At 70.3% G+C, this 26,649-nt stretch carries 28 protein-coding genes; 16 read left to right on the forward strand and 12 right to left on the reverse strand.

Annotated features, from left to right (window positions below):
- Positions 1-98 precede the first annotated feature (98 nt).
- The 4 genes from ACX80I_RS02905 to ACX80I_RS02920 all read left to right on the forward strand — a co-directional run bounded on the left by ACX80I_RS02905 (position 99) and on the right by ACX80I_RS02920 (position 5,019).
- On the forward strand, positions 99-545 hold the full coding sequence (locus ACX80I_RS02905) for a YdeI/OmpD-associated family protein (RefSeq protein ID WP_459343657.1): 447 nt from the start codon (positions 99-101) through the stop codon (positions 543-545).
- 66 nt (positions 546-611) lie between these two features.
- Positions 612-2,147, forward strand: a complete 1,536-nt coding sequence (locus ACX80I_RS02910; protein WP_459343658.1) for an RNB domain-containing ribonuclease — start codon at positions 612-614, stop codon at positions 2,145-2,147.
- Positions 2,148-2,424: 277 nt separating this feature from the next.
- Entirely contained in the window at positions 2,425-4,119 is a 1,695-nt protein-coding gene (locus ACX80I_RS02915) for a DEAD/DEAH box helicase (RefSeq protein WP_459343904.1), read from the forward strand.
- 6 nt (positions 4,120-4,125) lie between these two features.
- Complete coding sequence (locus ACX80I_RS02920; RefSeq protein WP_459343659.1) at positions 4,126-5,019, forward strand: DNA-methyltransferase; 894 nt, start codon at positions 4,126-4,128, stop codon at positions 5,017-5,019.
- Here the strand turns inward: ACX80I_RS02920 and ACX80I_RS02925 are convergent.
- Positions 5,012-5,854 carry a PHP domain-containing protein gene (locus tag ACX80I_RS02925; protein WP_459343660.1) on the reverse strand — a complete coding sequence of 281 codons (843 nt, stop codon included), beginning with the start codon at positions 5,852-5,854 and terminating at the stop codon, positions 5,012-5,014. The genes ACX80I_RS02920 and ACX80I_RS02925 overlap by 8 nt on opposite strands.
- A gap of 105 nt (positions 5,855-5,959) precedes the next feature.
- Here ACX80I_RS02925 and ACX80I_RS02930 point away from each other — a divergent pair, with 105 nt between their 5' ends.
- Complete coding sequence (locus ACX80I_RS02930; RefSeq protein ID WP_459343661.1) at positions 5,960-7,534, forward strand: aminopeptidase P family protein; 1,575 nt, start codon at positions 5,960-5,962, stop codon at positions 7,532-7,534.
- Positions 7,535-7,661: 127 nt separating this feature from the next.
- Here the strand turns inward: ACX80I_RS02930 and ACX80I_RS02935 are convergent, their stop codons facing one another.
- The gene (locus tag ACX80I_RS02935; protein WP_459343662.1) at positions 7,662-8,531 is read right to left on the reverse strand and encodes a YflT domain-containing protein; all 870 of its coding nucleotides are present in this window, start codon (positions 8,529-8,531) and stop codon (positions 7,662-7,664) included.
- Positions 8,532-8,706: 175 nt separating this feature from the next.
- On the opposite strand from ACX80I_RS02935, the gene ACX80I_RS02940 reads away from it, so the two are divergent.
- From ACX80I_RS02940 to ACX80I_RS02950, 3 genes are read left to right on the forward strand one after another with little or no spacing between them, the layout of a single operon-like run.
- The gene (locus ACX80I_RS02940) at positions 8,707-9,990 is read left to right on the forward strand and encodes a magnesium transporter (RefSeq protein ID WP_459343663.1); all 1,284 of its coding nucleotides are present in this window, start codon (positions 8,707-8,709) and stop codon (positions 9,988-9,990) included.
- Positions 9,983-10,582, forward strand: coding sequence for a DUF1003 domain-containing protein (locus tag ACX80I_RS02945; RefSeq protein WP_459343664.1), 600 nt, complete (start codon positions 9,983-9,985; stop codon positions 10,580-10,582). The genes ACX80I_RS02940 and ACX80I_RS02945 overlap by 8 nt, the downstream gene beginning before the upstream one ends.
- Positions 10,579-11,706: an Mrp/NBP35 family ATP-binding protein gene (locus ACX80I_RS02950; RefSeq protein WP_459343665.1), complete on the forward strand. Its 1,128-nt coding sequence runs from the start codon at positions 10,579-10,581 to the stop codon at positions 11,704-11,706. The genes ACX80I_RS02945 and ACX80I_RS02950 overlap by 4 nt, the downstream gene beginning before the upstream one ends.
- Positions 11,707-11,724: 18 nt before the next feature.
- Here the strand turns inward: ACX80I_RS02950 and ACX80I_RS02955 are convergent, their stop codons facing one another.
- The 3 genes from ACX80I_RS02955 to sigE all read right to left on the reverse strand — a co-directional run bounded on the left by ACX80I_RS02955 (position 11,725) and on the right by sigE (position 13,843).
- Complete coding sequence (locus ACX80I_RS02955) at positions 11,725-12,117, reverse strand: twin-arginine translocase TatA/TatE family subunit (protein WP_459343666.1); 393 nt, start codon at positions 12,115-12,117, stop codon at positions 11,725-11,727.
- A 110-nt stretch (positions 12,118-12,227) separates the two neighbouring features.
- Positions 12,228-13,220, reverse strand: coding sequence for an anti-sigma factor family protein (locus tag ACX80I_RS02960; RefSeq protein ID WP_459343667.1), 993 nt, complete (start codon positions 13,218-13,220; stop codon positions 12,228-12,230).
- 5 nt (positions 13,221-13,225) lie between these two features.
- On the reverse strand, positions 13,226-13,843 hold the full coding sequence (sigE, locus tag ACX80I_RS02965) for an RNA polymerase sigma factor SigE (RefSeq protein WP_459313362.1): 618 nt from the start codon (positions 13,841-13,843) through the stop codon (positions 13,226-13,228).
- Positions 13,844-14,167: 324 nt separating this feature from the next.
- Between sigE and ACX80I_RS02970 the strand changes: the two genes are divergently transcribed.
- A complete protein-coding gene (locus tag ACX80I_RS02970; RefSeq protein WP_459343668.1) occupies positions 14,168-14,806 on the forward strand; it encodes an O-methyltransferase in 639 nt (212 codons plus the stop codon).
- Positions 14,807-14,880: 74 nt separating this feature from the next.
- On the opposite strand, the gene ACX80I_RS02975 is transcribed toward ACX80I_RS02970, so the two are convergent.
- The 5 genes from ACX80I_RS02975 to ACX80I_RS02995 form a co-directional block, all read right to left on the reverse strand.
- Positions 14,881-15,048, reverse strand: a complete 168-nt coding sequence (locus tag ACX80I_RS02975) for a DUF3117 domain-containing protein (RefSeq protein WP_087076540.1) — start codon at positions 15,046-15,048, stop codon at positions 14,881-14,883.
- A gap of 163 nt (positions 15,049-15,211) precedes the next feature.
- Positions 15,212-16,423, reverse strand: a complete 1,212-nt coding sequence (locus ACX80I_RS02980; protein ID WP_459343669.1) for a hypothetical protein — start codon at positions 16,421-16,423, stop codon at positions 15,212-15,214.
- Complete coding sequence (locus tag ACX80I_RS02985; RefSeq protein WP_459343670.1) at positions 16,420-17,043, reverse strand: DNA-3-methyladenine glycosylase I; 624 nt, start codon at positions 17,041-17,043, stop codon at positions 16,420-16,422. The genes ACX80I_RS02980 and ACX80I_RS02985 overlap by 4 nt, the downstream gene beginning before the upstream one ends.
- Positions 17,040-17,423, reverse strand: coding sequence for a DivIVA domain-containing protein (locus ACX80I_RS02990; RefSeq protein ID WP_459343671.1), 384 nt, complete (start codon positions 17,421-17,423; stop codon positions 17,040-17,042). The genes ACX80I_RS02985 and ACX80I_RS02990 overlap by 4 nt, the downstream gene beginning before the upstream one ends.
- A gap of 44 nt (positions 17,424-17,467) precedes the next feature.
- Positions 17,468-18,343: an LOG family protein gene (locus ACX80I_RS02995; protein WP_459343672.1), complete on the reverse strand. Its 876-nt coding sequence runs from the start codon at positions 18,341-18,343 to the stop codon at positions 17,468-17,470.
- A gap of 117 nt (positions 18,344-18,460) precedes the next feature.
- On the opposite strand from ACX80I_RS02995, the gene ACX80I_RS03000 reads away from it, so the two are divergent.
- From ACX80I_RS03000 to ACX80I_RS03015, 4 genes are all read left to right on the forward strand, one after another.
- Positions 18,461-19,237, forward strand: coding sequence for an amino acid ABC transporter ATP-binding protein (locus tag ACX80I_RS03000; protein ID WP_459343673.1), 777 nt, complete (start codon positions 18,461-18,463; stop codon positions 19,235-19,237).
- Positions 19,238-19,282: 45 nt separating this feature from the next.
- On the forward strand, positions 19,283-20,119 hold the full coding sequence (locus tag ACX80I_RS03005) for a glutamate ABC transporter substrate-binding protein (RefSeq protein WP_459343674.1): 837 nt from the start codon (positions 19,283-19,285) through the stop codon (positions 20,117-20,119).
- Positions 20,120-20,196: 77 nt separating this feature from the next.
- On the forward strand, positions 20,197-20,874 hold the full coding sequence (locus tag ACX80I_RS03010; protein ID WP_459343675.1) for an amino acid ABC transporter permease: 678 nt from the start codon (positions 20,197-20,199) through the stop codon (positions 20,872-20,874).
- A complete protein-coding gene (locus tag ACX80I_RS03015; RefSeq protein ID WP_459343676.1) occupies positions 20,871-21,749 on the forward strand; it encodes an amino acid ABC transporter permease in 879 nt (292 codons plus the stop codon). Before ACX80I_RS03010 ends, ACX80I_RS03015 begins: the two co-directional genes overlap by 4 nt.
- 105 nt (positions 21,750-21,854) lie before the next feature.
- Here ACX80I_RS03015 and dapE read toward each other — a convergent pair whose 3' ends face one another.
- Positions 21,855-22,946, reverse strand: coding sequence for a succinyl-diaminopimelate desuccinylase (gene dapE / locus ACX80I_RS03020; protein WP_459343677.1), 1,092 nt, complete (start codon positions 22,944-22,946; stop codon positions 21,855-21,857).
- Positions 22,947-22,979: 33 nt separating this feature from the next.
- Between dapE and dapD the strand changes: the two genes are divergently transcribed.
- Positions 22,980-23,960: a 2,3,4,5-tetrahydropyridine-2,6-dicarboxylate N-succinyltransferase gene (dapD, locus tag ACX80I_RS03025; RefSeq protein WP_459343678.1), complete on the forward strand. Its 981-nt coding sequence runs from the start codon at positions 22,980-22,982 to the stop codon at positions 23,958-23,960.
- 3 nt (positions 23,961-23,963) lie between these two features.
- The gene (locus ACX80I_RS03030; RefSeq protein ID WP_459343679.1) at positions 23,964-24,842 is read left to right on the forward strand and encodes a hypothetical protein; all 879 of its coding nucleotides are present in this window, start codon (positions 23,964-23,966) and stop codon (positions 24,840-24,842) included.
- Positions 24,843-24,863: 21 nt separating this feature from the next.
- Here ACX80I_RS03030 and ACX80I_RS03035 read toward each other — a convergent pair whose 3' ends face one another.
- A complete protein-coding gene (locus tag ACX80I_RS03035) occupies positions 24,864-25,478 on the reverse strand; it encodes a hypothetical protein (RefSeq protein WP_459343680.1) in 615 nt (204 codons plus the stop codon).
- A gap of 127 nt (positions 25,479-25,605) precedes the next feature.
- On the opposite strand from ACX80I_RS03035, the gene galE reads away from it, so the two are divergent.
- A complete protein-coding gene (gene galE, locus ACX80I_RS03040; protein ID WP_459343681.1) occupies positions 25,606-26,631 on the forward strand; it encodes a UDP-glucose 4-epimerase GalE in 1,026 nt (341 codons plus the stop codon).
- Positions 26,632-26,649 lie beyond the last annotated feature (18 nt).

Here is a 26,649-nt window from a genome sequence, read left to right on the forward strand (position 1 = left end):
CTATGCTCGCGGTCCGGGCGGCGGGGGTTCCGCGCTCGGATCGCAGATCGGATCGCAGGTCGGATCGCAGTTCCGGCCGCAGCAGGAAGGCAGCACCCATGGACTTCTCCGCCGTCCTCGAACTCTCCGGCCGCACGGCCACCGGTCTCGAAGTGCCGGAGGACGTCCTGGCTGCGCTCGGCGGAGGTCGTCGCCCTGCCGTGCGGATCACCGTCGGCAGCTATACGTACCGCACCACGATCGGGTCCGTGAACGGGCGGCCGATGATCCCGGTGAGCGCGGAGCACCGCGAGGCCGCCGGGATCGAGGCCGGGCAGACGGTGGTGGTGCGCCTCGAACCCGACACCGAGGAGCGCACCGTGGACGTGCCCGAGGACCTCGCCGTCGCCCTGTCCGGTGATCCGGCGCTGGCGGGTGCGTTCGACGCGCTGTCCGTCAGCCGCAAGAAGGCTCTCGTGCTGCCCATCCTGCAGGCGAAGGGCGCGGACACCCGGCAGCGGCGGGTCGTGAAGGCCGTCGAGTCCCTCCGCACATCCGCCCCCTGACCGCACGTCCGGGCTCCCGCGCGGCGGAGCGTGCCCGATGTCCGGGACGTGCATTACCGTAGGCCTGTGCCAGCACAGCATATGGACCTTCGGGACCGCGAGTCCCACCAGCGCCTCGCCGAGTCGCTCCGGGCCCTGCGCGAGGAACTCGACATCCGCGAGGGCTTCCCGGAGGCCGTCCTGCAGGAGGCGGCGGACGCAGTAGCGGCCCATCAGCTCCCGTCTGCCGACCTGCGGGACGTCCCGTTCCTCACGATCGACCCGCCGGGCTCCACGGACCTGGACCAGGCCGTGCACCTCGCGCGCGGCAGTACGTCCGGCAGCGCGTCCAGCGGCGGGTCCGGCGGAGAGGGCGATACGGGCTACGAGGTCTGGTACGCCATCGCCGATGTCCCGCTGTTCGTCCGCCCGGGCGGTGCCATCGACGACGAGGCCCGACTCCGGGGGCAGACCATGTACGCGCCGGACGGCCGCATCTCGCTCCACCCCGAGGTCATCTCCGAGGACGCCGCGAGCCTGCTTCCCGGCCGGGACCGCCCCGCCTTCGTGTGGCATTTCCACCTGGACGCCGACGCCGTCGTCCGGTCCGCCTCCGTGCGCCGGGCCGTGGTGCGCAGCCGGCGCCAGCTCACCTATGCGGAGGTCCAGGCGGACATCGATGCCGGTACCGCCGACGAGCAGCTCACCCTCCTCCGCGAGATCGGGATCCGGCGCCTCCAGCAGGAACTCGACCGCGGCGGAGCGAGCCTCAACCTGCCGCGCCAGGAGATCACGCACGACGGCGAGACCTACGGCATCCTCACCGAGCCTGCCCTGCCGTGCGAGGACTGGAACGCGCAGATCTCGCTGATGACGGGAATGGCCGCGGCTCGCATGATGATCGACGGCGGCATCGGCATCCTGCGCACCATGCCCGAGCCCGACGAGGGGGCGCTCGGCAAGTTCCGCCGCCAGTCCGAAGCGCTCGAGCACCCATGGCCGGCGGACATGCCCTACGGCGCCTTCCTGCGGACGCTCGACGTCGCCGACCCGCGACAGCTCGCCCTGATGCACGCCGCGGCCTCGCTCTTCCGGGGTGCCGGCTACACCGCGTTCGACGGCGAGGTGCCGGACGCCGTCGTGCAGTCGGCCATCGCCGCGCCCTACGCGCACGCCACCGCTCCCCTCCGCCGCCTCGTGGACCGCTTCGTGCTCGTCACCTGCGCGTCGCTGTGCGCCGGCGAGGAGGTGCCCGGCTGGGTCCGGGCCGCCCTTTCGGACCTCAACGCGCTGATGGCGTCCTCCAACCAGATCGCATCCCGGCTGGACTCCGGGGCCATGGATGCGGTGCAGGCCGCGCTGCTGAGCAACCGGATCGGCGAGGCGTTCTCGGCCGTCGTCCTGCAGGGGTCGCCGCCCGCGGTCGAGGACGCACCCGGCAAGCAGGCGCCGCGCCTGTCCGGGACGGTGCAGGTCACCGAACCGCCGCTCGAGGCGAAGTGCTACGGCGAGCTCGTTGCGGGTGAGCGCGTCACAGTGGTGCTGCTGGAGGCCGACATCGTGCGCCGGCGCCTCCGCTTCGAGGTCAAACCGACGGACGCGCCCCACGGGGGCCTGGAATGACGCGGGAGACGGGCGGGCAGGGTAGTCTTTAATGCGTAGTAATGGATGCCCGGTCGTTATCGTCGATAACCCGCAGTACCTACTCGATCCCGAGTCTTCCCGCAGGCGCAGGTCTCCCTCCGCAGCCCGCACGCAGTTGCAAGCCCGCGATCGGCTTCCACTGGACGCCCTGCGCCCGCCGATACGCTCCGCACGGGATGCACCCCATCCCGGCGTCGAGCCTCAGCGGCCGCAGAGCCTGAATGAACGGTAGAACGTGCACAATTCGAACACAGACATCACGGCGGACACGCACCACCTCGTCGCCGACAACTCCTCCGACGCCATCGACGTCGAGGAGACCCTGGTCACCACCGAGGAGCCGCACGCGGCCGTCGCCGAGACCTTCGCGGACTTCAATGTCCGCCCGGACATCGTCGAGTCCCTCGCGGACGCCGGCATCACCCACCCCTTCCCCATCCAGGCGATGACCCTGTCGATCGCCCTCGGTGGCCACGACATCATCGGCCAGGCGAAGACGGGAACGGGCAAGACCCTCGGCTTCGGTATCCCCGCCATCCAGCGTGTCGTCGGCCCCGACGACGAAGGCTACGATCGGCTCCCGGTTCCCGGCGCACCGCAGGCCCTCGTCGTGGTCCCGACGCGCGAGCTCGCCGTCCAGGTCGCCAGCGACCTCACGACGGCGGCCAGGAAGCGCAACGCGCGCATCGTCACCATCTACGGTGGCCGCGCCTACGAGCCGCAGATCGAGGCCATCAAGAAGGGCGTCGAGATCGTGGTGGGCACGCCCGGCCGCCTGATCGACCTGTACCGGCAGAAGCTGCTGGTCCTCAAGAACGTGAAGATCGTCGTGCTGGACGAGGCCGACGAGATGCTGGACCTCGGCTTCCTGCCCGACGTCGAGACCCTGATCGCCGCGACACCGCCGGTACGCCAGACCCTCCTGTTCTCCGCGACCATGCCCGGCCCCGTCATCGCCATGGCGCGCCGCTACATGACGCAGCCCACCCACATCCGCGCCGCGGACCCCGAGGACGAGGGCATCACCAAGAAGGACATCCGCCAGGTCATCTACCGGGCCCACAACCTGGACAAGGCCGAGGTCGTGGCCCGCATCCTGCAGTCCCGGAACCGCGGACGCGCCATCATCTTCTGCAAGACGAAGCGCACCGCCGCGAAGCTCTCCGAGGAACTCATCGACCGCGGCTTCGCGGCCGGGGCCATCCATGGGGATCTCGGACAGGGCGCGCGCGAGCAGGCACTGCGTGCCTTCCGCGGTGACAAGATCGACGTGCTCGTGGCGACGGAGGTCGCGGCCCGCGGCATCGACGTCGAGGACATCACGCACGTCATCAACTACCAGTGCCCCGAGGACGAGAAGGCCTACCTGCACCGCGTGGGCCGCACGGGACGCGCCGGCAAGAAGGGTACCGCGGTCACGTTCGTCGACTGGGACGACGTCCCCCGCTGGGGCCTGATCAACAAGGCGCTCGGGCTCGACACCCCGGAGCCCGTGGAGACCTACTCCTCGTCGCCCCACCTGTACACGGACCTGGACATCCCCGAGGGCACCAAGGGACGCCTCCCCCGGAAGGACCGCAAGCTCGCCGGCATCGACGCGGAGGTCCTCGAGGACCTCGGCGAGACCGGCAAGCGCGGCGGCGGGCACTCCGACGGAACCAGGAGCGACGCCGGCAGGAACGACGGCGGCCGCGGGCGTTCCGGTGACCGCGGACCGCGACGCGACGGTGCCGCCGGCGAGGGCTCGCGCGGCTCGCGCGGCCGTGGACGCAGCGACAGCCGCACCAGCGAGGCCCCTGCAGCGCCTGCGGCCGATGGCGTCGAGGGTGGCCGGGGTCGCCGCTCCGCCGGCGACGGCGATGCCCCGGCGGGCGACCGCCAGCGCCGCAGCCGCACCCGCCGACGCAACGGCGAGGTCGTCGCGAAGCCTGCCGGCGGCGCAGAGGACTAGCCCTCGGTGACCGAGCTTCCTGCGCCGTCCGTACTGCCCAGCTGGAGTGCGGACGGCGCCAACCTCGTGGTGCACGCGGACAACGCGGAATACCTGGCCACCCTCCCCGACGCGGCGTTCACGATGATCTACGTGGACCCGCCCTTCAACACCGGCCGTGTGCAGCGCCGCCAGCAGACCACCATGGTCCGGGCGGCCGGAGGCACGGGCGATCGTGTGGGCTTCAAGGGGCTCTCCTACTCGACCGTCAAGGGCATGCTGGCGAGCTACGACGACGCGTTCGAGGACTACTGGGACTTCCTCGCGCCACGGCTCGCCGAGGCATGGCGGCTCCTCGCGGACGACGGCACGCTCTACCTGCACCTCGACTACCGCGAGGTGCACTACGCCAAGGTCATGCTGGACGCCCTGTTCGGGCGCGACTGCTTCCTCAACGAGATCATCTGGGCCTACGACTACGGTGCACGGGCCAAGCGCAAGTGGCCCGCCAAGCACGACAACATCCTCGTGTACGTGAAGAACCCGTCGGGCTACTACTTCAACAGCGACGAGGTGGACCGGGAACCCTACATGGCTCCCGGCCTCGTGACCGCCGAGAAGGCTGCGCTCGGCAAGCTGCCGACCGACGTCTGGTGGCACACCATCGTGTCCCCGACCGGCCGCGAGAAGACGGGCTATCCGACGCAGAAGCCCGAGGGCCTGCTGCGGCGGGCCGTCGCGGCGAGCAGCCGGGAGGGCGACTGGGTGCTGGACTTCTTCGCCGGGTCGGGGACGCTCGGAGCGGTCGCGGGCAAGCTCGGGCGCCGCTTCGTCTGCGTGGACCGCAATCCCCAGGCCGTCGACGTCATGCACGCCCGCCTGGCCCCATGGATCCGGGTCCCGGGCAGCACGGCTAGCTGATCGGGGTCCCCGTCGCCAGGGACACGATGGCCTCGAGGGCCTGCCCGCTCGTGACGTTCTCCCCGAGCAGGTTCGGCTTCCCGCTGCCGTGGTAGTCGCTGGAGCCCGTGACGAGGAGACCGTTGTCGCGCGCGATCCTCCGCAGCTCCACCCGGGCGTCCTCCGGGTTGTCCCGGTGATCGATCTCCAGGCCCAGCAGCCCGGCGTCGATCATCTCGTCGATGACCGCGCCGCCCACCACGGCTCCGCGGTTGAACGCGGACGGGTGCGCGAAGACGGGGACGCCGCCCGCCTCCCGGATGAGGGACACCGCCTCCGCGGGGTGCGGCGCGTAGTGGCTGACCCAGTAGGGTGAGCGCGCCGTCAGGACGCGCTCGAACGCTTCCGAACGGGTGGCCACCACTCCCAGTGCGATCAGCGCGTCCGCGATGTGCGGGCGCCCCACGGTCGCACCCTCGGTCACATGCTCCTCGACCAGGTCCCAGGTGATGGGGAAGTCCGCGGACATGAGCTCGACCATGCGGCGGGCCCTCGTGAGCCGCGCGGTGCGGGATCTCGCGATCTCCTTCCGCAGGCCGGCGTGCCCCGGATCGTGCAGGTAGGACAGCACGTGCACGCTGATGCCGGTGTCGGTGCGGCAGGAGACCTCCATGCCGGGGACGAAGGTGATGCCGTGCGCCGCGGCCGCCGCGGCGGCGCGCTCCCAGCCGGCCGTGGAGTCGTGGTCGGTGAGTGCGACGGCGTCGAGGCCTGCGGCCGCCGCGGACGCGATCAGGACGTCGGGGTCCTCGGTACCGTCCGAGACATTGGAGTGGGTGTGCAGATCGATTCTCACCGGACCCAATCTACGCGCCGCCGCCCGCTCCGTCCGGCACCGGCGCCCCGCCCTGCGGGAGGTACGGACTTTCCTGCTGTGCGGCGACGGTGAGACGATGGCGGGGTGAGCACCGACGACACCGCATCCGCAGCCCGAAATCCCACCGACTCGCCGGAGGGCCAGCCGCTGTCAGACCGCAACGACAACCGCTCCCAGCGGCCCGACTCCGACGCCTTCAAGGCGTTCATGGCCGGCAGCTGGGCGCCCGCCTCGGACGAGCTCCCCGACGCGGCGCCGGTCGCCGCCCATGCGGCCCGCCGTCGTCGTGCCATCTCCGACCGCTTCCCGGGCGAGCGCCTCGTCATTCCGGCCGGGCCCTTCAAGGTCCGGTCCAACGACACCGACTATCGGTACCGCCCGCACTCCGGCTTCGCGCACCTGACCGGCCTCGGACTCGACCACGAGCCCGACGCCGTCCTCGTCCTCGAGCCCGTCGATCCGGGGACGGGCGACGACGGCGGCAACCACACGGCCACGCTGTACTTCCGGGAGCTGGCCGGCCGCGACAGCGCGGAGTTCTACGCCAACGCGCGCTACGGCGGGTTCTGGATCGGCGATCGCCTCTCGATGGCGCAGATCCGGGCACAGCTCGCCCTCGAGACGGCGGACCTCGCCGACCTCGAGGTCGCCATCACCAAGGACGCCGGTGTCGCCGCGATCGGCGGTGTGAGCATCCGCCTGCTGCGCGAGGTCGACTTCAACGCCGATGCGCTCGTCGACACCTCCCGCATCAACACGGGCGTGGACCTCGAGAAGGCCGACGCCCTCGACGCGGTGCTCGCCGAAGCCCTGTCCGAACTGAGGCTCATCAAGGACGCCTGGGAGATCGAGCAGATGGAAGCCGCCGTCGCGGCCACCGTCAACGGGTTCCACGAGGTCGTCCGGACCCTCCCCCGTGCCATCACCCACCCGCGCGGCGAACGCGTGGTCGAAGGCGCGTTCTTCGCACGGGCCCGCGAGGAGGGCAACGATCTCGGCTACGACACCATCGCCGCATCGGGGAACAACGCCACCACGCTGCACTGGATCCGCAACACGGGCTCCCTCAGGGCCGGCGAGCTGCTCCTGCTCGACGCCGGGGTCGAGGCGGAGAGCCTCTACACCGCGGACATCACCCGGACCCTGCCCGTCAACGGGCGCTACTCGGACGTCCAGCGGAAGGTCTACCAGGCCGTGCTCGACGCCGCCGACGCCGGGTTCGCCGCCGCGCAACCCGGCCGCAGGTTCCGCGAGGTCCACCTCGCGGCCGTCACGGTGCTGGCGGAGAACCTGGACCGCTGGGGCCTCCTGCCCGTGTCCCTCGAGGAGGCGCTGGCACCGGAGGGCCAGCACCACCGCCGCTGGATGCCGCACGGCACGAGCCACCACCTCGGCCTGGACGTCCACGACTGCGCCCAGGCCAAGCGCGACCTGTACCTGGACGGCGTCCTGACGGAGGGCATGGTGTTCACCATCGAACCCGGCCTCTACTTCAAGGCCGAGGACCTCGCCGTCCCGGAGGAGTACCGCGGGATCGGCGTGCGCATCGAGGACGACATCCTGATGACGGCGAACGGACCGGTCAACCTCAGCGCGGCCCTTCCCCGCACTCCGGACGACGTCGAGGACTGGATGGCCGGTATCTGGGGCAACGAGTAGGCTGCCGCCGGGCCGGAGGCGGCCCGGATTGGATACGGCTCGGAATGGAAAAGGCAGGGACCCGAGGGTCCCTGCCTTTTCCGTTCCCGGCCCGGTGTCCGGCCGGTGCCGTCCGATCCTCAGCGGGTCAGCGCGGTCCGCCGGCGGCCGAGGAGCCATGCGAGCCGGATCCCTGGCCGTCGGTCGCAGCGTCCTGGGCAGCGGGTGCCGGTGTACCGGGCTCCGGCGTCGGCCCGGCTGGAGAGTCCTCGACGCGCACACCGTACTGGGGCCGTCCGTCCGGAAGGTCGGGGAACTGTCCCCTGCGGGGCCCAGCGGTGCCGGGACCGGCGGTCTCACCCTCCGCCGTCCCGGGCTGCTGCGGCTGCGGCGGCTGCTGCGGCTGCTGCTGCTGTCCGGAGTAGGGGTCGTTCCACGACGCCGGGCGCTCGGGCGCCTGCTGCGGAGCACGGCCCGGGGCCGAGCCCCACGGCTGTGAATTTGCCCCGGGGTGCTGCGCCTGCCCGTTCATGGGGAGCTGCTGGAGCAGGCGACGGGCGTCCGCTGCAAGGCTCGGGTCCACGATGACGTCGTAGCTCGTCGCGATCACCTGGCTCGTGGAGGTGAAGTCGCGCTTGCCGCGCTGGAACGCGTAGGTGATGACGCCGAAGAGCAGCCAGAAGATGGCGCCCAGCGCGATCGAGGAGGAGATGGTGCTGCCCGCCTCGCTGCCGGCGAAGAGACTCAGGATCAGTCCCACGAACAGTCCGAACCAGGCTCCCGTCGCGGCACTGGCGAGCGCCACCCGCGGGTAGCTGAGGCGACCCGTGACGCGCTCCACCGTCTTCAGGTCGTTGCCGATGATGGCCACGCGCTCCACGGCGAACTTGTTGTCGGCGAGGTAGTCCACGGCTTTCTGCGCGTCGAGGTAGCCGGTGTACCGGCCGATGGTCTCGCCCGAGGGCAACACCCGGCCCTGGTCGCGGGATGCAGTGGTTCCAAGTGGTGGTGTCGACATGCGTCCATTCTCCCGTACCGCTCCCGCCGATGGGAGGCGGTACGCCGGAGGTGAACTCCCGGGCCGCCGGATGCCCGTCCGCAGGACGCCGGAAGCATGGGTCCACCAGCCGCCGTCGTGCGTCTTCCGCAGGGACGATACCCTCCCGGCGCGCCGCGCCGGATAGCCTAGAGCAGTGACTACCAACCCGACCCGCGTCTTCGTCGCCCGACTGCTGGGCCTCGATGTCTTCGATCCGCTGGGCGACCGCCTGGGCCGCCTGCGGGACGCCGTCGTGCTCGACCGCGGCCCGACCAAGGCCCCGCAGGTGGTAGGCCTCGTGGTCGAGGTCCCCGGCAAGAAACGCGTCTTCGTGCCGATGACCCGCATCACCTCGATGGACCCGTCCCAGATCATCTGCACCGGTCTCGTCAACCTCCGCCGCTTCGAGCAGCGCGGCGCGGAGATGCTCGTCGTGGCCGAGCTCTTCGACCGCCGCCTCACCCTGCGCGACGGCAGTGGCAGCGCCGTCGTCGAGGACATCGCGATGGAGCGCAACCGTGCAGGCGACTGGCACGTCTCCCAGCTGTTCGTGCGACGCGGCGGGTCCACCTCTCCCCTGCGCGGTCTCCGGCGCGGCGGCGAGCGCCTCATCATCGGTTGGCTCGACGCCTTCCACGGGACGACGGACGAACCGCAGGGCGCCACCCAGTTCGTCGCCCAGCACGACGACCTCAAGCCCGCCGACTTCGCCGACGCGCTGCACGAGATGAACGACAAGCGGCGCATCGAGGTGGCCGGAGAACTCCAGGACGACCGCCTCGCGGACGTCCTCCAGGAACTGCCCGACGACGACCAGGTCCAGATCCTCCAGTCCCTGACGCGCGAGCGCGCGGCGGACGTCCTCGAGGAGATGGACCCCGACGACGCGGCCGACCTCCTCAACGAGCTCCCCGAGGCGCAGAAGGAGGAACTCCTCCAGCTCATGGAGCCCGACGACGCCGAGGACGTACGCCGCCTGCTCGAGTACGAGGAGGACACGGCGGGCTCCCTCATGACCACCGTGCCGGTCATCCTCCCGCCCGAGGCGACGGTCGCCGAGGCCCTCGCGCACGTCCGGCGCGAGGAGCTGACACCGGCCCTCGCGTCGTCCATCTTCGTGTGTCGGCCTCCGCTCGAGACGCCGACCGGGCGCTACCTCGGCGTGGTGCACATCCAGCAGCTGCTGCGCTACCCGCCGCCGGAGCCGCTCGGCAACATCATCGACACGGACCTCGAGGCCGTGGGCGACCAGGCGAACGTGAGCGAGGTATCGAGGATCCTCGCCACCTACAACCTGAACTCCCTGCCGGTGGTGAACGCCGACGGCAGGCTGGTGGGGGCGGTGACCGTCGACGACGTGCTGGATCACCTGCTGCCCGACGACTGGCGGGCACAGGACGACAGCTCCGCAGCGAAACGAGGTGACCGCCGTGGTTGAGAAGATCCGATCGAATTCACGTGGGCTCGACACGCCACGGGAGGCGCGCAAGCGCCTCCTCCCGCGCCTGCGACCGAACCCGGACCGCTTCGGCAGCGGCACGGAGAACATCGCCCGTTTCATGGGTACCCCGCAGTTCCTCTTCTACATGACGGTCTTCGTCGCGGTCTGGCTGACCTGGAACACCGTCGCTCCCGCGAACCTGCGCTTCGACAGCGCGGCACTGGGGTTCACCGCACTGACCCTGATGCTCTCCCTGCAGGCCTCCTATGCCGCGCCCCTGCTGCTGCTCGCGCAGAACCGCCAGGACGACCGCGACCGCGTCTCCATGCGTGAGGACCGCCAGCGGGCGGAGCGGAACCTGTCCGACACCGAGTACCTGACGCGGGAGATCGCGGAGCTGCGCATCGCCCTGCGCGAGGTGGCGACACGCGACTACGTCCGCTCCGAGCTCCGCTCCATCCTCGAGGAGCTCCTCGAGACGACCGACGGCCAGGAGCTGACCCTGCAGAAACGGAAGCCCCGGAAGCCGTCGGAGAACACCGTGGCGATGCCGAAGGTCCAGCCCGCGGGGAGGAAACCCGTCCGGTGAGCCCCCTGCCCGACGAGGAGGCCGTGCGGACGGCCCTCACCACCGTGATCGACCCCGAACTGCGCCGCCCCATCACCGAACTCGGCATGCTCGAGTCCGTGTCCGTCACGGAACGGACGGTGCGGATCCGGGTCCTGCTGACGATCGCCGGCTGCCCCCTGCGCGACACGATCACGCAGGACGCCGAAGCCGCCCTGTCCGCCGTCGACGGCGTGGAGCGCGTCGAGGTCGAGCTCGGCGTGATGGACCAGGCCCGGCGCGACGCGCTGAAGGAGCAGCTGAGGGGCGCCGGCGGCCGCCGCGGCATCCCCTTCAACGACCCGTCGTCGCTCACGCGCGTCTATGCGGTGGCGAGCGGCAAGGGCGGTGTCGGAAAATCCAGCGTGACGGTGAACCTGGCGGTCGCCATGGCCGCGCAGGGACTGCGGGTGGGCATCGTGGACGCCGATGTGTACGGCTTCTCCGTCCCCGCCCTCCTGGGCATCACGCAGCAGCCCACGCGCGTCGACGAGCTCATCCTGCCGCCGGTCGCCCACGGCGTGAAGGTGATCTCCATCGGGATGTTCGTGGAGGGCAACCAGCCGATCTCCTGGCGGGGCCCCATGCTGCACCGGGCACTCGAGCAGTTCCTCACGGACGTCTACTTCGGCGACCTGGACGCCCTGTTCCTCGACCTCCCCCCGGGGACGGGTGACATCGCCATCTCCGTGGCGCAGCTGCTGCCGTCCTCCGAGCTCCTCGTCGTCACGACGCCGCAGAGTGCCGCCGCCGATGTCGCCGAACGGGCCGGTGCCATGGCCGCGCAGACGGGACAGCGCGTCGCCGGGGTCATCGAGAACATGTCCTGGCTCGAGCTGCCCGACGGCGGGCGGCTGGAGCTCTTCGGCGCCGGGGGTGGGAGCACGCTCGCGGCACGGCTGTCGGCCACACTGGGCACGGAGATCCCCCTGCTGGGCAGCATCCCGCTGGACGTCGCCCTCCGGGAAGGCGGCGATGCCGGCACTCCCCTCGTCCTCGGCGGAGGGACCTCCACGGCCCGCGCCGAGCTGACGGCGATCGCTTCCACGCTCGCCCGCCGCCCCCGCGGCCTGGACGGCCTGAGGCTGCCGGTCAGCCTCCGCTGACGGGGGGCATGGCCTCCGCTAGGTCGCCTCGAGGTCGTAGGGCGCGGCCTGCCCGGCTTCGAGGCGCGGTACGGCCGGGGGGCGGGCGACGCCGGTCGCAGGCGCAGCGGGTACGGGCCGGGGGCCGCCACCGCTGACAGGCTTGAAGACGTCCTCGATGTCGTCGAGGAGCGCTTCCTTGATGATGCGGCGGGGGTCGTACTGGCGGGGGTCCAGCTTGCGCCAATCGACCTCGTCCAGTTCCGGACCGACCTCTTCCCGGAGTTGCTCACGGGCTCCCGTGGCCATGCGCCGCAGGCCCTTCACGAGCCGGGCGAGTTGGGCCGCGTACTCCGGGAGCCGTTCCGGGCCGAGCACCACGACGGCGATGAACGCCAGGACCACGAGTTCGAGGCCGTTGATTCCCAACACGTGAAAAGACTACCTTCCCGGCCGGTGCCGACCACATTCGCCCCTACCGGACGAGCCCCGCGGGGCGGGAGCCGTGGCGCGCTGCCGTCGGCGTCGTCGCAGGGCCGCGCCTACCCGTTCGCGCCGGGATGCGTGATCATCGAGAGGCCGCGGAGGATCCGCTCCATCATCGAGTCCTCCTGGGCCTGCGGCGACAGGGCCAGCTGGGCGTGCTCCGCCGTGACGAGCTGGCTGAGCGTCTGCGGCATCGCGGCGGCAGGCAGGTTCGAGACCACGGTATAGGTGACGGACGGCGAGTCGAGCACCACCTGCCATGGTTCGCCGGGACGGACCCAGACGTCGCGCTCGGCGCCGCCGATGTGCTCGAAGCCGTCCGCCGTCACGATGTTGCCGGTCACGGCGTTCAGCGGCGGAGCGGCGGCGCCGCGAACCCCGCTGACCTTCCGCTGTTCGTAGATGGTGACGGTGTCGTCGTCGTTCTCGAGGACGATCTCCAGCGTCGGCCTGCCTGCGACCGTGATGCCCTCGGCACTCCGCAGTGTGAAGCCGAGGGATTCGAGCTCCGGGCAGTACCAGCCTCCGGACCGGAGGGTCTCCAGCTGATCGGTGTCCAGGTAGGTGGGCGTCTGCGACGCGACGGACTCCCAGCGCGCCTGCAGCGCGGTGACTCCCGTCGCCGCGCCCTCGGCCGTGACGGGCCGCGCCTCGGACCCCATGACATAGGCACTACCGAGGATGGCGGTGGCGACGGCGGCCGATGCACCGACGGCGGTGAGCACCGTCCGGCTCCGGGGGGCGGCCCGTTCCTGGTGGTCGCGCACGAAGGCCGCGCTGGAACCCGTGCGGGCCCCGTGCATGCCGGTATTCATGCCGCGATTCGGGCCGGCGGTGGCGCCGAAGGCGGGCGACAGGAGCCTGCGCTGGAGGTCCGGATCCGGGGCCGGGTTCCGCAGGCCCAGCAGGGCGCTCTTGAGGCTCCGGAGGTGCGAGACCGTCGCGGCGCACGACGCACAGCGTGAGACGTGCTGTTCGACGGCGATCCGGCGCCGGTCGGACAGCTCACCGTCCACGAGGTCCTGCAGGGAGCGATGGGGATGAAGCATCGTTCCTAACCCAGGCCGGCAATCCGTGGGACGCCCAGGGCGGCGCCGTTCCCGCCCGGCTTCCGGGGGTCGCGGTGGGCGAGCTTCTCCCGCAGCATCGTCCTCCCCCGGTGGATGCGCGAGCGGACGGTCCCGAGCTTGACGCCGAGGACCTGCGCCACCTCGTCGTACGCCAGGCCCTCGAGGTCGCACAGCACCACGGCGGCGCGGAAGTCCGGCGGGAGTTCTTCCAGGGCTGCCTGCACGTCGATGTCCAGGTTGTTGAATTCGAAGCTGCGCTCGGGGCCGGGATGCTTGCTCGGCAACCTGCTCTCGGCTTCTTCCGTCAGTCCGTCGAACCGGATGCGAGTCTTGCGCCGCGCCTGGTCGAGGAACAGGTTGGTGGTGATCCGGTGCAGCCAGCCGTCCAGCGTGCCGGGCTTGAAGTTCGCCAGCGAACGGAAGACCCTCACGAAGACCTCCTGCGTGAGGTCCTCGGCGTCGAACTTGTTGCCGGTGAGGCGGTAGGCCAGCCGGTAGACCTTCGGCGAGTAGTTGGTGACGACTTCTTCCCAGGACGGCGCGACCCACGGGTTGCCGTGCTCGTCGAGGAGAGGCACGTCCGCTCCGGGAACGGCCTCCATGGCGGCCTGTACTGCCTTCACGCTAGACATCATCTACCCCTTCTCGCCACGCATCCCGAACAGGTCCTACCCCGCGGCCGCGGCTGCGGTGGTATCGGGGATTCGGGGCCGTGCCCATGCTGGATGTCCGAGAAGGAAGTCTTTCTCACCAAGCTGGGAACTGGCTGGCAAGGACATGGTGTGTGCGTATCCGGGACGCCGGGCCCGCTCTCCTCGCCTGCGCGCACCCGCCCGCCCGCATGGAAGTCGGGACGCGCCGCACAGTAGTGTTGGGGCGGGGCGCCTGCCTCCCCGCCACTTCCCGCAACCACAGAACGGATGTCCATGGCCGCCGACAAACACAGCAGCTGGTCCTACACCGAAGGACTCCCCGACGAGGACGACATCCTGCTGAGGGCGCGCGACCGCTCCCATGAACTCGGTGTCGCCCCTGTCACTCCTGCCGTCGGCGCAGCACTCACCGTCCTCGCGGCGGCCTCCAAGGCGAGCACCGCGGTCGAGGTGGGTGCCGGAGCAGGGGTGTCGGGAGTCTGCCTGCTGAGGGGCCTCGGCCGGAATGCGGTCCTGACCACCATCGATTCCGACGTCGACCACCTCCGGGCCGCCCGGGAGGCCTACTCCGAGGCCGGCATCCCCTCGAACCGCACACGCACCATCTCGGGGCGCGCGGCCGACGTGCTGCCGCGGCTGACCGATGCCGCGTACGACCTGGTGTTCATCGACGCCGACAAGGCGGGCCTGCCGGTCTATGTCGAGCAGGCAACGCGCCTGCTCAAGGACGGCGGCATCATGATCATCAACGACGCACTGGACCAGGACCGGGTGGCGGAACCTGCCGTGCGTGAACAGTCGACGAATACGCTCCGCCAGGTGGGGAAGATGATCCGTGAGAACGAGGCCCTCGTCTCGGCACTCGTGCCGACGGGCACCGGGCTCCTGCTCGCGGTCAAGCAGCGCGCCTAGCGGCGGCGGGCGGGCGGCGGCTGCCGCCTGCCCCGACGCCTGGAACAGGAAGCCGGGACTCCTGGCCGGATCGCCTAGGTGGTGACGGTGAGCAGGCAGTCCTTGAGCTTGCCCGCTTCCTCGGCGTTCAGTTCGACGACAAGGCGTCCACCGCCGTCGATCGGCACCCGCATGATGAGGCTGCGCCCCTCCTTGGTGACTTCCATCGGTCCATCGCCGGTACGCGGTTTCATGGCAGCCATAGGGGTGTCCCTTTCAACAGGGCGCGACCGCGATCAGCGGCAGCGCGACAGTAAACAGTGCGCCGGCCGGTAGCCCATAGGGGTGTCCCGCAGTGCACGTCATCACCTTCATTATTCAGCACAAGCCCTTCACCTGCTAATTCAGGTGCGGCGTGGATCACACTCAGGGGGGATAATCCCCGTCCGGTCCCGACGGGGTCCAGCCCCACAGCCAGTCCACCCAGAAGAACTGGAGCAGCACCGATACCGGCAGCAGCACCCAGAGGATACGGGCCCCGAAGCGGCTGCCGGCGACGGCGAGTGCCAGGGGGAACAGCGGGAACAGTATCCGCCAGGTGCTCGACTGCGGGTCCCAGAACGCCCCGAGGTACAGCAGGTAGCCCGCGCACCAGGCGCCGGCGACCAACCCCATCGAGCGCACGGCGGGCGTGAGGAAGAGCGCGACGACGACCAGGAGCAGGCCCGCGACGACCAGCACAGCCGCGGCAGGACCGACGACCGCGGCCGGTGCCTCGAACCACGGCGCGAAGGGGACCAGCGCCTCGCCCCGCCAGGCGGTCTCGGTCGCCACATAAGCGTTCCGCTGCCCCGTGACGGTCCAGGCGATCAGCGGCCAGGCGACGGCGCCGAGCGACGAGACCACCCCCAGCAGGAACACGGGCAGCACCGGCTGGGCCGGCGGCCCCCCGGGGAGGACGCTGCGCCGGACGGAGCGGAGGGCGGCAAGGAACAGGATCCCCACCGCGACGGCGAAGGGCACCCCGGCCGGTCGTGCCAGGCACATCAGCACGACGACGGGCATCGCCGCGTAGTACCGGCCCGTGGACACCAGGTACAGCGCGGACGCGAGGAGCAGCAGGTGCAGTGACTCCGCGTACGGCACTTGGAGGATGGCGGAGACGGGCGCGAAGGACACGACGGCGACGCCTGCGAGCGCCGCCCGGTGGTCCGACCCGAGACGGAAGAGCCGGTAGATCATCAGCGAAGCACCCGCTGCGGCGGCCAGGGACACGAGAGGCGCGAGGATCCCCCAGCCCAGGCCGGTGGCGGCGTCGAGGACCCGGACGAGTCCCGGGTAGAGCGGGTAGAACGCCCACGCGTTGTGGCTCACGTTGCCCAGCGCGTCGCGCGGCAGGTCCGTCGGGTAGCCCTCGGTGAAGATGCGCTCGTACCAGCCGCTGTCCCAGTAGTTGATGAACGTGCCGTACGCGGGGGCCGGACCGGACCAGGGGCTGGGGCCCTGGCGTGCCGCCGCGAGCAGGAGGATCCCCGTCGAGACGAGGCGCCCGGCGACGAAGACCACCAGGACCTGCAGGGACCAGTGCGCGAACCGGTGCGCGGACCGGTTCTGCCGGGCCGGCAGCACGCGGCTCACGGGCCGGAGGGGGCGGACGCGGCCGATGGAGGCCCGCCCTGCTGCGGCTCGGCCCGGACCCAGCAGTCCCGCAGGTGGTCGTTCACGTACCCCGTGGCCTGGAGCATCGCGTACGCGGTCGTGGGTCCCACGAAGCGGAAGCCGAGTCCGCGGAGTTCCCGGGCCAGCGCCGTGCTCTCGGGGGTGATGGCCGGGACATCCGCGAGGGTGGCGGGCGCGGGCCCGGAGACCGGCCGGTGGCTCTCGAGGACCGAGCCGAGGGTGGTCCCGTCCGGGAGTACGAGAAGGGCACGGGCGTTCGCGATGGTCGCCTCGATCTTCTGCCGGTTCCGCACGATGCCGGCATCACCCATCAGCCGCTCGATGTCCTGCGCGCCGAAGCCCGCGACGACGGCGGGATCGAACCCGGCGAAGGCCCGGCGGAACGCCTCGCGCTTCCGCAGGATGGTGATCCAGCTCAAGCCCGACTGGAACGCTTCGAGGCTCAGCCGCTCGAACAGGCCGGCCTCACCGAGCACGGGCCGTCCCCACTCCTCGTCGTGGTACCGCTCGTACTCCTCGCTCGACACCGCCCAGCCGCAGCGCCTCCGGCCGTCGGACCCGGGAACCGCCCCGCTCATCCGGCGTCCCTGGCCGCAAGCTGCGAGCGCAGGTCCCGGATGACCGCGTCGCGCTCCTCGAGCGCCGCGGCCAGCCGGTCCAGGACCTCGTCCACCTGGTCCATCCGGTACCCGCGCAGTCCGAGGCCGAAGCGGACGGCATCGACGTCGCGGGCCGAGGGGGTGTCGGGAAGGAGGACGGGCGGTAGCGAGGCCACCGGCTCCACCAGACCCATGCCGTTCCCCGGGGAATCGTCGTCGTGCCCGGCGGAACCGGCGCCGGAGGCGGCCCGGAAGCCCGCCCCGATGTGCTGGAACGCCGCCGGCACCGGGCGCCCCGAAGCAAGGACCGCTGTTGCTCCCATCAGCAGGATGGCGAGGATCACCAGGAAGATAGTCACACCGCAATGGTGCCAGAGCGGTCCCGGGCGGGTCAGGACCGGGGTCAGGACGGGTGGTCGTGGCCCGCCGATGCCGCCACGATCCGCACGGCCTCCTCTGCGGTGTCGACGAGCTGCAGCAGTGAGAGATCCTTCTCGGACACGGTTCCTTCCGCGATCAGCGTGCCTTTGATCCAGTCGATGAGGGGGCGCCAGTAATCGACGCCGATCAGCACGATGGGGAAGGAGGTCACCTTGCCGGTCTGCACGAGCGTCATCGCCTCGAACAGCTCGTCGAGGGTTCCGAACCCACCCGGCAGGACCACGAAACCGCTCGCGTACTTGACGAACATGGTCTTGCGGGCGAAGAAGTACCGGAAGTTGATGCCGAGGTCCACCCACTCGTTCATGCCCTGTTCGAACGGCAGCTCGATGCCCAGCCCCACCGACGTCCCGCCTGCCTCGCAGGCTCCCTTGTTGGCGGCCTCCATGGCGCCCGGACCGCCCCCGGTGATGACGGCGAAGCCCGACTGCACGAGCCTCCGGCCCACCTCCTCGCCGATCGCGTAGTAGGACGAGCTCCGCGCGGTCCGGGCCGATCCGAAGACGCTGATGGCGGGACCGAGGTCGGCGAGGGTCCCGAAGCCCTCCACGAACTCGCTCTGGATGCGCAGCACGCGCCAGGGGTCGGTGCGGGTGAAGCCCTTGGTGTCGTCCGTGTCGAGGAGCATGTTGTCCGACTGCGGCACCGTCGCCTGGGCGCGGCGCAGCTCCACGGAGCCCTTCCGCCTGGTCGCCCTGCCCGCCCCGTTGCTCGTCCCCGGAGGGCTGGCACCGAACGGACCGCCGTCCTCGGCGGAGGGCTGGGGGGAACCTGTGCCGGCGTCGTACACAGGGGGGCGAGCTTCGTCGCTGGCCGCGGGGTGCTGGGAGGGAGACATTTACCTAGGCTAACCAACAGCCGGCGCCCCCGGCGCTTTTGATTGCTCTTCAATCACGATCAGGGCCTTTCCGCTCCGCCGTATCGCCCGCGAGGAATAGTTCGCTAGATTTCTCCCATGACAAGTGAACAGCAACCGACTGTGCCCGCGTCCTCGGGAAACACCCTCGTCTCCCTCAAGAACGTGAACAAGCATTTCGGGGAGCTGCACGTTCTCCGGGACATCAATCTCGAGGTCGCCCGAGGCGAGGTCGTCGTTGTCATCGGCCCCTCCGGTTCCGGTAAGTCGACGCTGTGCCGCGCGATCAACCGCCTCGAGACGATCGACGACGGCCAGATCTCCATCGATGGCAAGGTGCTCCCCGCCGAAGGGAAGGCCCTCGCGAAGCTCCGCGCGGACGTCGGCATGGTCTTCCAGTCGTTCAACCTCTTCGCCCACAAGTCCATCCTCGAGAACGTCACGCTCGGCCCGGTGAAGGTCCGGGGCATGAAGAGCGGTGAGGCGAAGGACCTGGCGATGTCCCTCCTCAAGCGCGTCGGCGTCGACAACCAGGCGCAGAAGCTCCCGGCCCAGCTGTCCGGTGGCCAGCAGCAGCGTGTCGCGATCGCCCGCGCGCTGGCCATGCGACCGAAGGTGATGCTGTTCGACGAGCCCACCTCGGCGCTCGACCCCGAGATGATCAACGAGGTCCTCGACGCCATGGTGGCCCTCGCCAAGGAGGGCATGACGATGATCGTGGTGACCCATGAGATGGGGTTCGCCCGCAAGGCCGCCGACCGTGTGATCTTCATGGCCGACGGCCAGATCATGGAGCAGGCGACGCCCGAGGAGTTCTTCACCAATCCGCAGAGTGACCGCGCCAAGGACTTCCTCGGCAGGATCCTCTCGCACTGACCCCCGTATCCGAAGAGGCCATCGGCCGCAATGCAAGGAGAACCAATGCGCACAACCCGATACGCAGCAGCCGCGGTGGCTGCACTCGCCGCACTGACGCTGTCCGCCTGTGGTGGCGGCGACAGCGGCGAGAGCGAGGGCGGCGATGCCGGCGGTGAGACCGTCCGCATCGGCATCAAGTTCGACCAGCCCGGCCTCGGCTTCGACGAGGGCGGCTCCTACTCCGGTTTCGACGTCGACGTGGCCAAGTACGTGGCAGGCGAGCTCGGGTTCACCGAGGACCAGATCGAGTTCGTGGAAGCCCCGTCCGCCAACCGCGAGAACCTGCTGTCCAACAACCAGGTGGACATGATCTTCGCGACGTACTCCATCACCGACACCCGCAAGGAGACGGTGGACTTCGCCGGCCCGTACTTCGTGGCCGGCCAGGACCTCCTCGTCCCCACGGACAGCGACATCACCGGCCCCGAGGACCTCGAGGGCAAGAACCTCTGCTCGGTGACCGGTTCCACGTCCGCGCAGAAGATCAAGGACCAGTACCCCGGCGTGCAGCTCGTCGAGCAGCCGGGCTATGCGGAGTGCGTCACCGCGATGGGCGGCGGCCAGATCGACGCCGTCACCACCGATGACATCATCCTCGCCGGCCTCGCCGCGCAGGACGCGAACGCCGGCAAGTTCAAGGTGGTCGGCAACACGTTCTCCGAGGAGAACTACGGTGTCGGGCTCCCCAAGGGCAGCGACAAGTGCGAGGACATCAACGCCGCCATCACCAAGATGATTGACGACGGTGCCTGGGAAGAGGCGATCACCAAGAACACCGAGGGTGCCGACTACACCTACAACGCGGAGCTGAACCCGCCCACCCCGGCGCCCTGCGCCTAGCATCGCGTCCATTGGTGGGGTGGTCCGCGCGGACCGCCCCACCAATTCCGTGTTCCCCATCAGGAAAGAGGTGAACCGTGGAGAACTACCTGTCGCTGTTCGAGACCTACAACGTGCCGGCCGCGTTCTGGGTCAATATCCAGTTGTCCTTCTGGGCGGCTATCTGGGCCCTGGCGATCGGCACGGTGCTGGCCCTGTTCCGCATCTCCCCCATCCCGAGCCTGCAGCTCTTCGGTGCGGCGTACGTGAACATCTTCCGCAATACGCCCCTGACCATCATCCTCGCGTTCGGGTTCCTCGGACTGTTCTCCGTCATGCAGATCAGCCTCGCGAGTGACCTCAACGCCAGCCTCTTCCGCATCGCCATCGTGGGCCTCTCGCTGTACCACGCGGCCTTCGTCTGCGAGGCGATCCGCAGCGGCGTCAACACGGTCCCGCTGGGCCAGGCCGAGGCCGCGCGTGCCATCGGCCTGAGCTTCCTGCCGGCAGCACGGCTCATCATCCTGCCGCAGGCCTTCCGCGGAGCCATCGCTCCCCTCGGCAACGTCCTGATCGCCCTCATCAAGAACTCCACCGTCGCGGCCGCCGGATCGGTCGCCACCGAATCGTCGGGCCTCATGAAGACCATGATCGAGTTCCGCTCGGACCTCGTCATCCCGATCTTCCTCACCTTCGCCCTCGGCTTCGTGATCCTGGTGATCCCCATCGGGCTGCTGACCACCTGGGCCTCACGGAAACTGGCGGTGGCACGATGAGCGTGCAGCAGGTCCTCTTCGACGCGCCCGGCCCGCGCGGGCGCCGTAATATCCTGATCGGGAACATCGTGGGCGCGCTGATCGTCCTCGGCATCCTCGCCTGGGTGATCTCCGCGCTCGCCGGCAAGGGCCAGCTCACGGCGGGCATGTGGACGCCCTTCCTCGAATCCCGGACGTGGCAGTTCTTCATCCTGCCCGGACTGCTCAACACGCTGAAGGCGGCCGGCATCTCGATCGTCACCTCGGTGCTGTTCGGCCTGGTCTTCGGCGTCGGACGCCTGTCGCACTCTGCGCCGATCCGCTGGATCGCCGGGATCGTCGTCGAATTCCTGCGCGCCGTGCCCGTGCTGCTCATGATGATCTTCTTCTGGCTGGCCCTCGGCAGCTCCGGCTCCGTCAATCCGCAGGATGCCCCGCTGATCGCCGTGGTCATCGCCCTGACCCTCTACAACGGGTCCGTCATCGCGGAACTGGTGCGCTCGGGCGTCCACGGCCTGCCGAAGGGACAGCGCGAGGCAGGCATGGCGATCGGCCTGACGAGGAACCAGTCGCTGCGCACCATCGAAGTACCGCAGGCCCTCATCGCGATGCTGCCGGCACTCATCAGCCAGTTCGTCGTGATCCTGAAGGACTCGGCCCTCGGTTTCATCATCACCTACCCGGAACTGCTGCAGTTCACGCGGCGCCTCGGGGTGGGCGAGGGCAACGTGATCCCGTCCCTGTTCGTGGCGGCGGCGATCTTCATCCTCATCAACTTCGCCCTCTCCACCCTGGCCACGCGCCTCTCCGTCCTCCTGAGCTTCCGGACGAAGGGGCGCAAGCCGGCAGCCAAGGGGTCCATCGCCCTGGACGCCTCCACCCCGGCCCCCACCTGAGCGGGTTCCGGGCAGCACGACGAGGAAGGGCCCGGCGGGTGCCGGGCCCTTCCTCGTGTTCGGGCCGGTCGAACCAGCCGGGTCAGGGTGGGGAGGGCCGCCCGCTCAGGACAGCCAGGTGGTCAGGGCGCGGAGGCAGGCCCGTACGGCGTCGGCGTGCACGTGCTCGTCATCGGTGTGGGCGAGGAGCGCGTCGCCGGGTCCGAAGTTCACCGCCGGCACACCGAGGGCGCTGAACCGCGCGACGTCGGTCCAGCCGTACTTGGGCTTGGGTTCGGCGCCGACGGCCGCCACGAAGGCGGCGGCCGCGGGGTGCTGGAGCCCTGGCCGGGCTCCGGCCGCGGCGTCCGTCCGCTCGACGGTGAAGCCCTCGAGCAGGGCGCGCACGTAGTCCTCGGCCTGATCCGGGGTCTTGCCCGGGGCGAAGCGGTAGTTGACCTCGATCACGGTGCTGTCCGGGATCACGTTGCCCGCCGTGCCGCCGGAGATCTTCACCGCATTCAGGCTCTCGCGGTAGTCGAGGCCGTCCACGTGCACGGTGGCGGGCTCGTGGTCGCGGAGCCGGACGAGGATCTCGGCGGCGCCATGGATGGCGTTCTGCCCCATCCATGCCCGGGCGGAGTGGGAGGCCTTGCCGGCGACCCGCACGTCGAAGCGGGCCGTCCCGTTGCACCCGCCCTCCACGGTGCCGTCCGTGGGTTCCAGGAGCACCGCGAAGTCGGCCTCCAGCCACTCCGGGTAGGAGGCGGCCACCCGGCCGAGACCGCTGAGGGAGGCTTCGACCTCCTCGTGGTCGTAGAAGATGAACGTGATGTCACGCGTGGGCTCCGCGAGGGCTGCCGCGAGCGCCAGCTGCACGGCGACACCGCCCTTCATGTCGGTGGCCCCGCGTCCGAACAGCACGTCGCCCTCCCACGAGGAGGGGACGGTCCCCCTCGACCCGGGGGTGGTCGGCAGCGGCACGGTGTCGATGTGCCCGGCCAGGATGACCCGTTCCGCCCGGCCGAGCCGGGTCCGCGCCATCACGCAGTCGCCGTCGCGCACCACCTCGAGGTGTTCCAGGCGGCGCAGCGCCCGTTCCACGGCGTCCGCGATCACGGCCTCGTTCCCGGAGACGCTCTCGAGGTCGATCAGTCGGGCCGTCAGCTGGGCGACGTCGGAGGCCGGATCGAGGTCCGCCGAGGGAGTCTGCATCATGCTGCAACCCTATCGCTCGGTAGACTGGTGCCCATGACTCCTCCCACGCCCAGCTCTCCCCTGCCCGACGCCGCCCAGCGGACAGCCGGCGGTCTCGGCCTTGCCACGGTGGCCTCGGACGGCACCGTCCTGGACACCTGGTTCCCCGCCCCCTGGCTCGGTGAGGACACCATGGATGCCGCCGCGCGGCAGGACCTCCGCGCCACCCTGGAGTCCCTCGCCGGGTCCGGGTCCGACGACGTCCGTCGCGTCACCCAGCGCGTGGTCGACGTCACGGTGGATCCGGATGACGCCCCGGCAGACACCCCGGACGCCTACCTGAGGCTCCACCTCCTCTCCCACCGGCTCGTCCGGCCCAACACCGTCAATCTCGACGGGATTTTCGGACTCCTCGCCAACGTGGTGTGGACGAGCCACGGCCCCGCCGCCGTGCAGGGCTTCGAGACCGTCCGCGCGGGCCTGCGCGCCCGGGGGCCCGTGGCCGTCTATGGCGTCGACAAGTTCCCGCGCATGGTGGACTACGTGGTCCCGGCCGGCGTGCGGATCGCCGACGCCGACCGTGTCCGGCTCGGAGCCCACCTGGCCGACGGCACCACCGTGATGCACGAGGGCTTCGTGAACTTCAATGCCGGCACGCTCGGCACCTCGATGGTCGAGGGCCGCATCTCCGCAGGCGTCGTCGTCGGGAACGGGTCCGACGTCGGAGGCGGCGCCTCGATCATGGGCACGCTGTCCGGCGGCGGGAGGGAACGCATCACCATCGGTGAGCGCTGCCTGCTGGGCGCCGAGTCGGGTGTCGGCATCTCGCTCGGCGACGACTGCGTCGTCGAGGCAGGCCTCTACCTCACGGCGGGCACCAAGGTGACCCTGCAGGACGGCTCGCTCGTCAAGGCGAAGGACCTCTCGGGTGAGCCTGGCATCCTGTTCCTGCGCAACTCCGCCACAGGAGCCGTCGAGGCACGCCCCCGCACCGGTGAGGGCATAGCCCTCAACCCGGCCCTGCACGCCAACTAGCCCATGCCGTCGAGGGTCCCCTCCGCTGCTGTCCGCCGTCGCCGTCGCCAGGTGCGCACGGGTGTGATGCTCGTCGCCCTGGTCACGGTGGTCACGGGCGGCAGTGTCCTGGCGGTCAACCAGCTGAAGGCCAGCGAGGTCCTGGTCCGGGAGCGCTGCAGTGCGACCGTGGGGACGGACACCTTCGAGCTCAGTCCGACGCAGGCAGGGAATGCGGCCCTGATCTCCGGCGTCGCCGTGGCCCGGGGGCTCCCGGCCCGCGCGGCGTCCATCGCCATCGCCACCGCCATCCAGGAGTCCCGCCTGGAGAACATCGACTACGGGGACGACGCCGGGCCGGACTCGCGCGGCCTGTTCCAGCAGCGGCCCTCGCAGGGCTGGGGCACGGAGGAGCAGATCATGTCGCCCCTCTATGCCACCGGCGCCTTCTACGACGCCCTCGTCCGGGTCCCCGGGTACGAGACACTGCCCATCACCGAGGCCGCGCAGATCGTGCAGCGGTCGGCCCACCCGGAGGCGTACGCGGACCACGAGCCGGAGGGGCGAGCCTTCGCCTCCGCGCTGACGGGCAACTCCCCCGCGGCCCTCGACTGCACCCTGCACGAGCCGGACGGCGCGGGCGACCCCCTGGCGGTCTCGGCCGCGGCGGAGGAGGTGTTCGGACCGCTGGCAGGCGTCGTCGAGGCCACCACGCTGACCCTGGACGTCTCGGGCACCAGCGGCTGGGCCGTCGCCCAGTGGGCGGTGGCGAACGCCTCCACCTTGTCCATCACGTCCGTGTCCCACTCCGGCCTGCAGTGGGACAGGGCGGACGGCGGGTGGACGGCGACGACGTCGGAGCCCGGCATCGTCACCGTCACCGTCGCCGGGGTCACGCCCTGACGGCCCTGCGGACCCGGTTGCTCAGGCCAGCATCTTCACGACCGGCTCCACGTAGCTGCGGAAGGAACGCTCGTCGTCGAACAGTTCCTGGCACATGAGGAGCTTGTCCGGCTCCACCCACCACGCGCGGTGCACGCCCAGCGGCAGTTCGACGATCTGGAGCGAGAAGCGGCGTGCGGCACGGCCGAGTTCCAGCTCCCGCTCCTCCAGGATCCGCGCCAGGAGGTTCTCCATGGTGTCGGCGCCCCGTGCACCGGAATGCAGGGCGTACTCGGCGCACCGCTCCTCGGCCCACGCCGTCGCGGCACCGAAGTGCGCCCTCATCAGCGCCTTGAGCGCCTCCATGCCGTCGAGGGCCTCCAGGCGGGGCGGCACGGGCAGCACGGCGTCGCTGATCCGGTGGCGGAGGAGGCTGTGCCACCACGCCTCCCATTCGACCCTCAACGTCCCGGGTCCTCCGACGGGTTCGGTCAGGCGTCGAGTCTCGGCCCTCCGCACGGAGGGCACCACGGGCGGCAGGGCAGGGCTGCCCACCCCCTGGAGCCCCGAGCAATCCCGCAGGTAGAGCGCTACGAGGAGCACTTCGGACGTGTCCACCGTGAAGTGCGCGCTGTAGCCGGTTTCGGAGTATGACATGGACCTCCCTTGCACCAGTCAGGCTGCTCCTACAGTAGACCCCGGACCCGCGGCGCTCCAGAGCCCGCGGCACGTTGCGACGCGGGGCAGGGACGGCACCCGCGGCACGCCGACCTAGGATGGAACCATGAAGATCCTCGTTACCGGTGGCAGCGGATACATCGGCTCGCACACCGTCCTGACCCTGCTCGACCACGGCCATGACGTCGTCGTCGTCGACAACCTCCTGAACTCCACCGAGACGTCGCTCCAGCGGGTGGCCGCACTCGCGGGCCGCACGCCGACGTTCCACCAGGCGGATCTGCTCGACGAACCGCGCCTGCGCACCATCTTCGCCGAGGAGAAGGTGGACGCCGTCATCCACTTCGCAGGCCTGAAGGCGGTCGGCGAGTCGGTCGAGAAGCCCCTGTACTACTACTCCAACAACGTCGGCGGCACCCTGAGCCTGCTGCGCGTGATGGACGACGCCGATGTGCGCACCCTCGTCTTCAGCTCCTCCGCCACGGTGTACGGGGCGTCGGAGGAAGTCCCCCTCACCGAGAAGCTCCCCCTCGACGCGGTGAACCCGTACGGGCGCACCAAGGAACAGATCGAGGACATCCTGACCGACCTCGGCGCGGCCGACCCGCGGTGGAACATCGCCCTGCTGCGCTACTTCAACCCCGTGGGCGCCCACGACTCGGGCACCATCGGCGAGGACCCTACCGGTGTCCCCAACAACCTGCTGCCGTTCGTGGCGCAGGTCGCGGTGGGACGGCGCGAGAAGGTGATGGTGTTCGGCAACGACTATCCGACGCCCGACGGCACGGGCGTGCGCGACTACATCCACGTGGTCGACCTGGCGCAGGGGCACCTCGCTGCGCTCGACTACCTCGTGGCGCGCGGCGGCGTGCACACCTGGAACCTCGGCACAGGCAACGGCTCCTCCGTCCTCGAGGTCCTCACGGCGTTCTCCGCCGCGGTGGGCCGCGACATCCCCTACGAGTTCGCTCCCCGCCGGCCCGGCGACGCGGCCGTCAGCTACGCGGACCCGTCGTCGGCCCTCGCCGACCTCGGCTGGTCCGCGACCCGGACCCTCGCCGAGATGTGCGAGGACCACTGGCGCTGGCAGAAGAACAACCCACAGGGCTACGCGACGGTCCAGGACGACTGAGACCACACACGACGGCGG

It is taken from the genome of Arthrobacter rhamnosi (genome assembly GCF_054510855.1).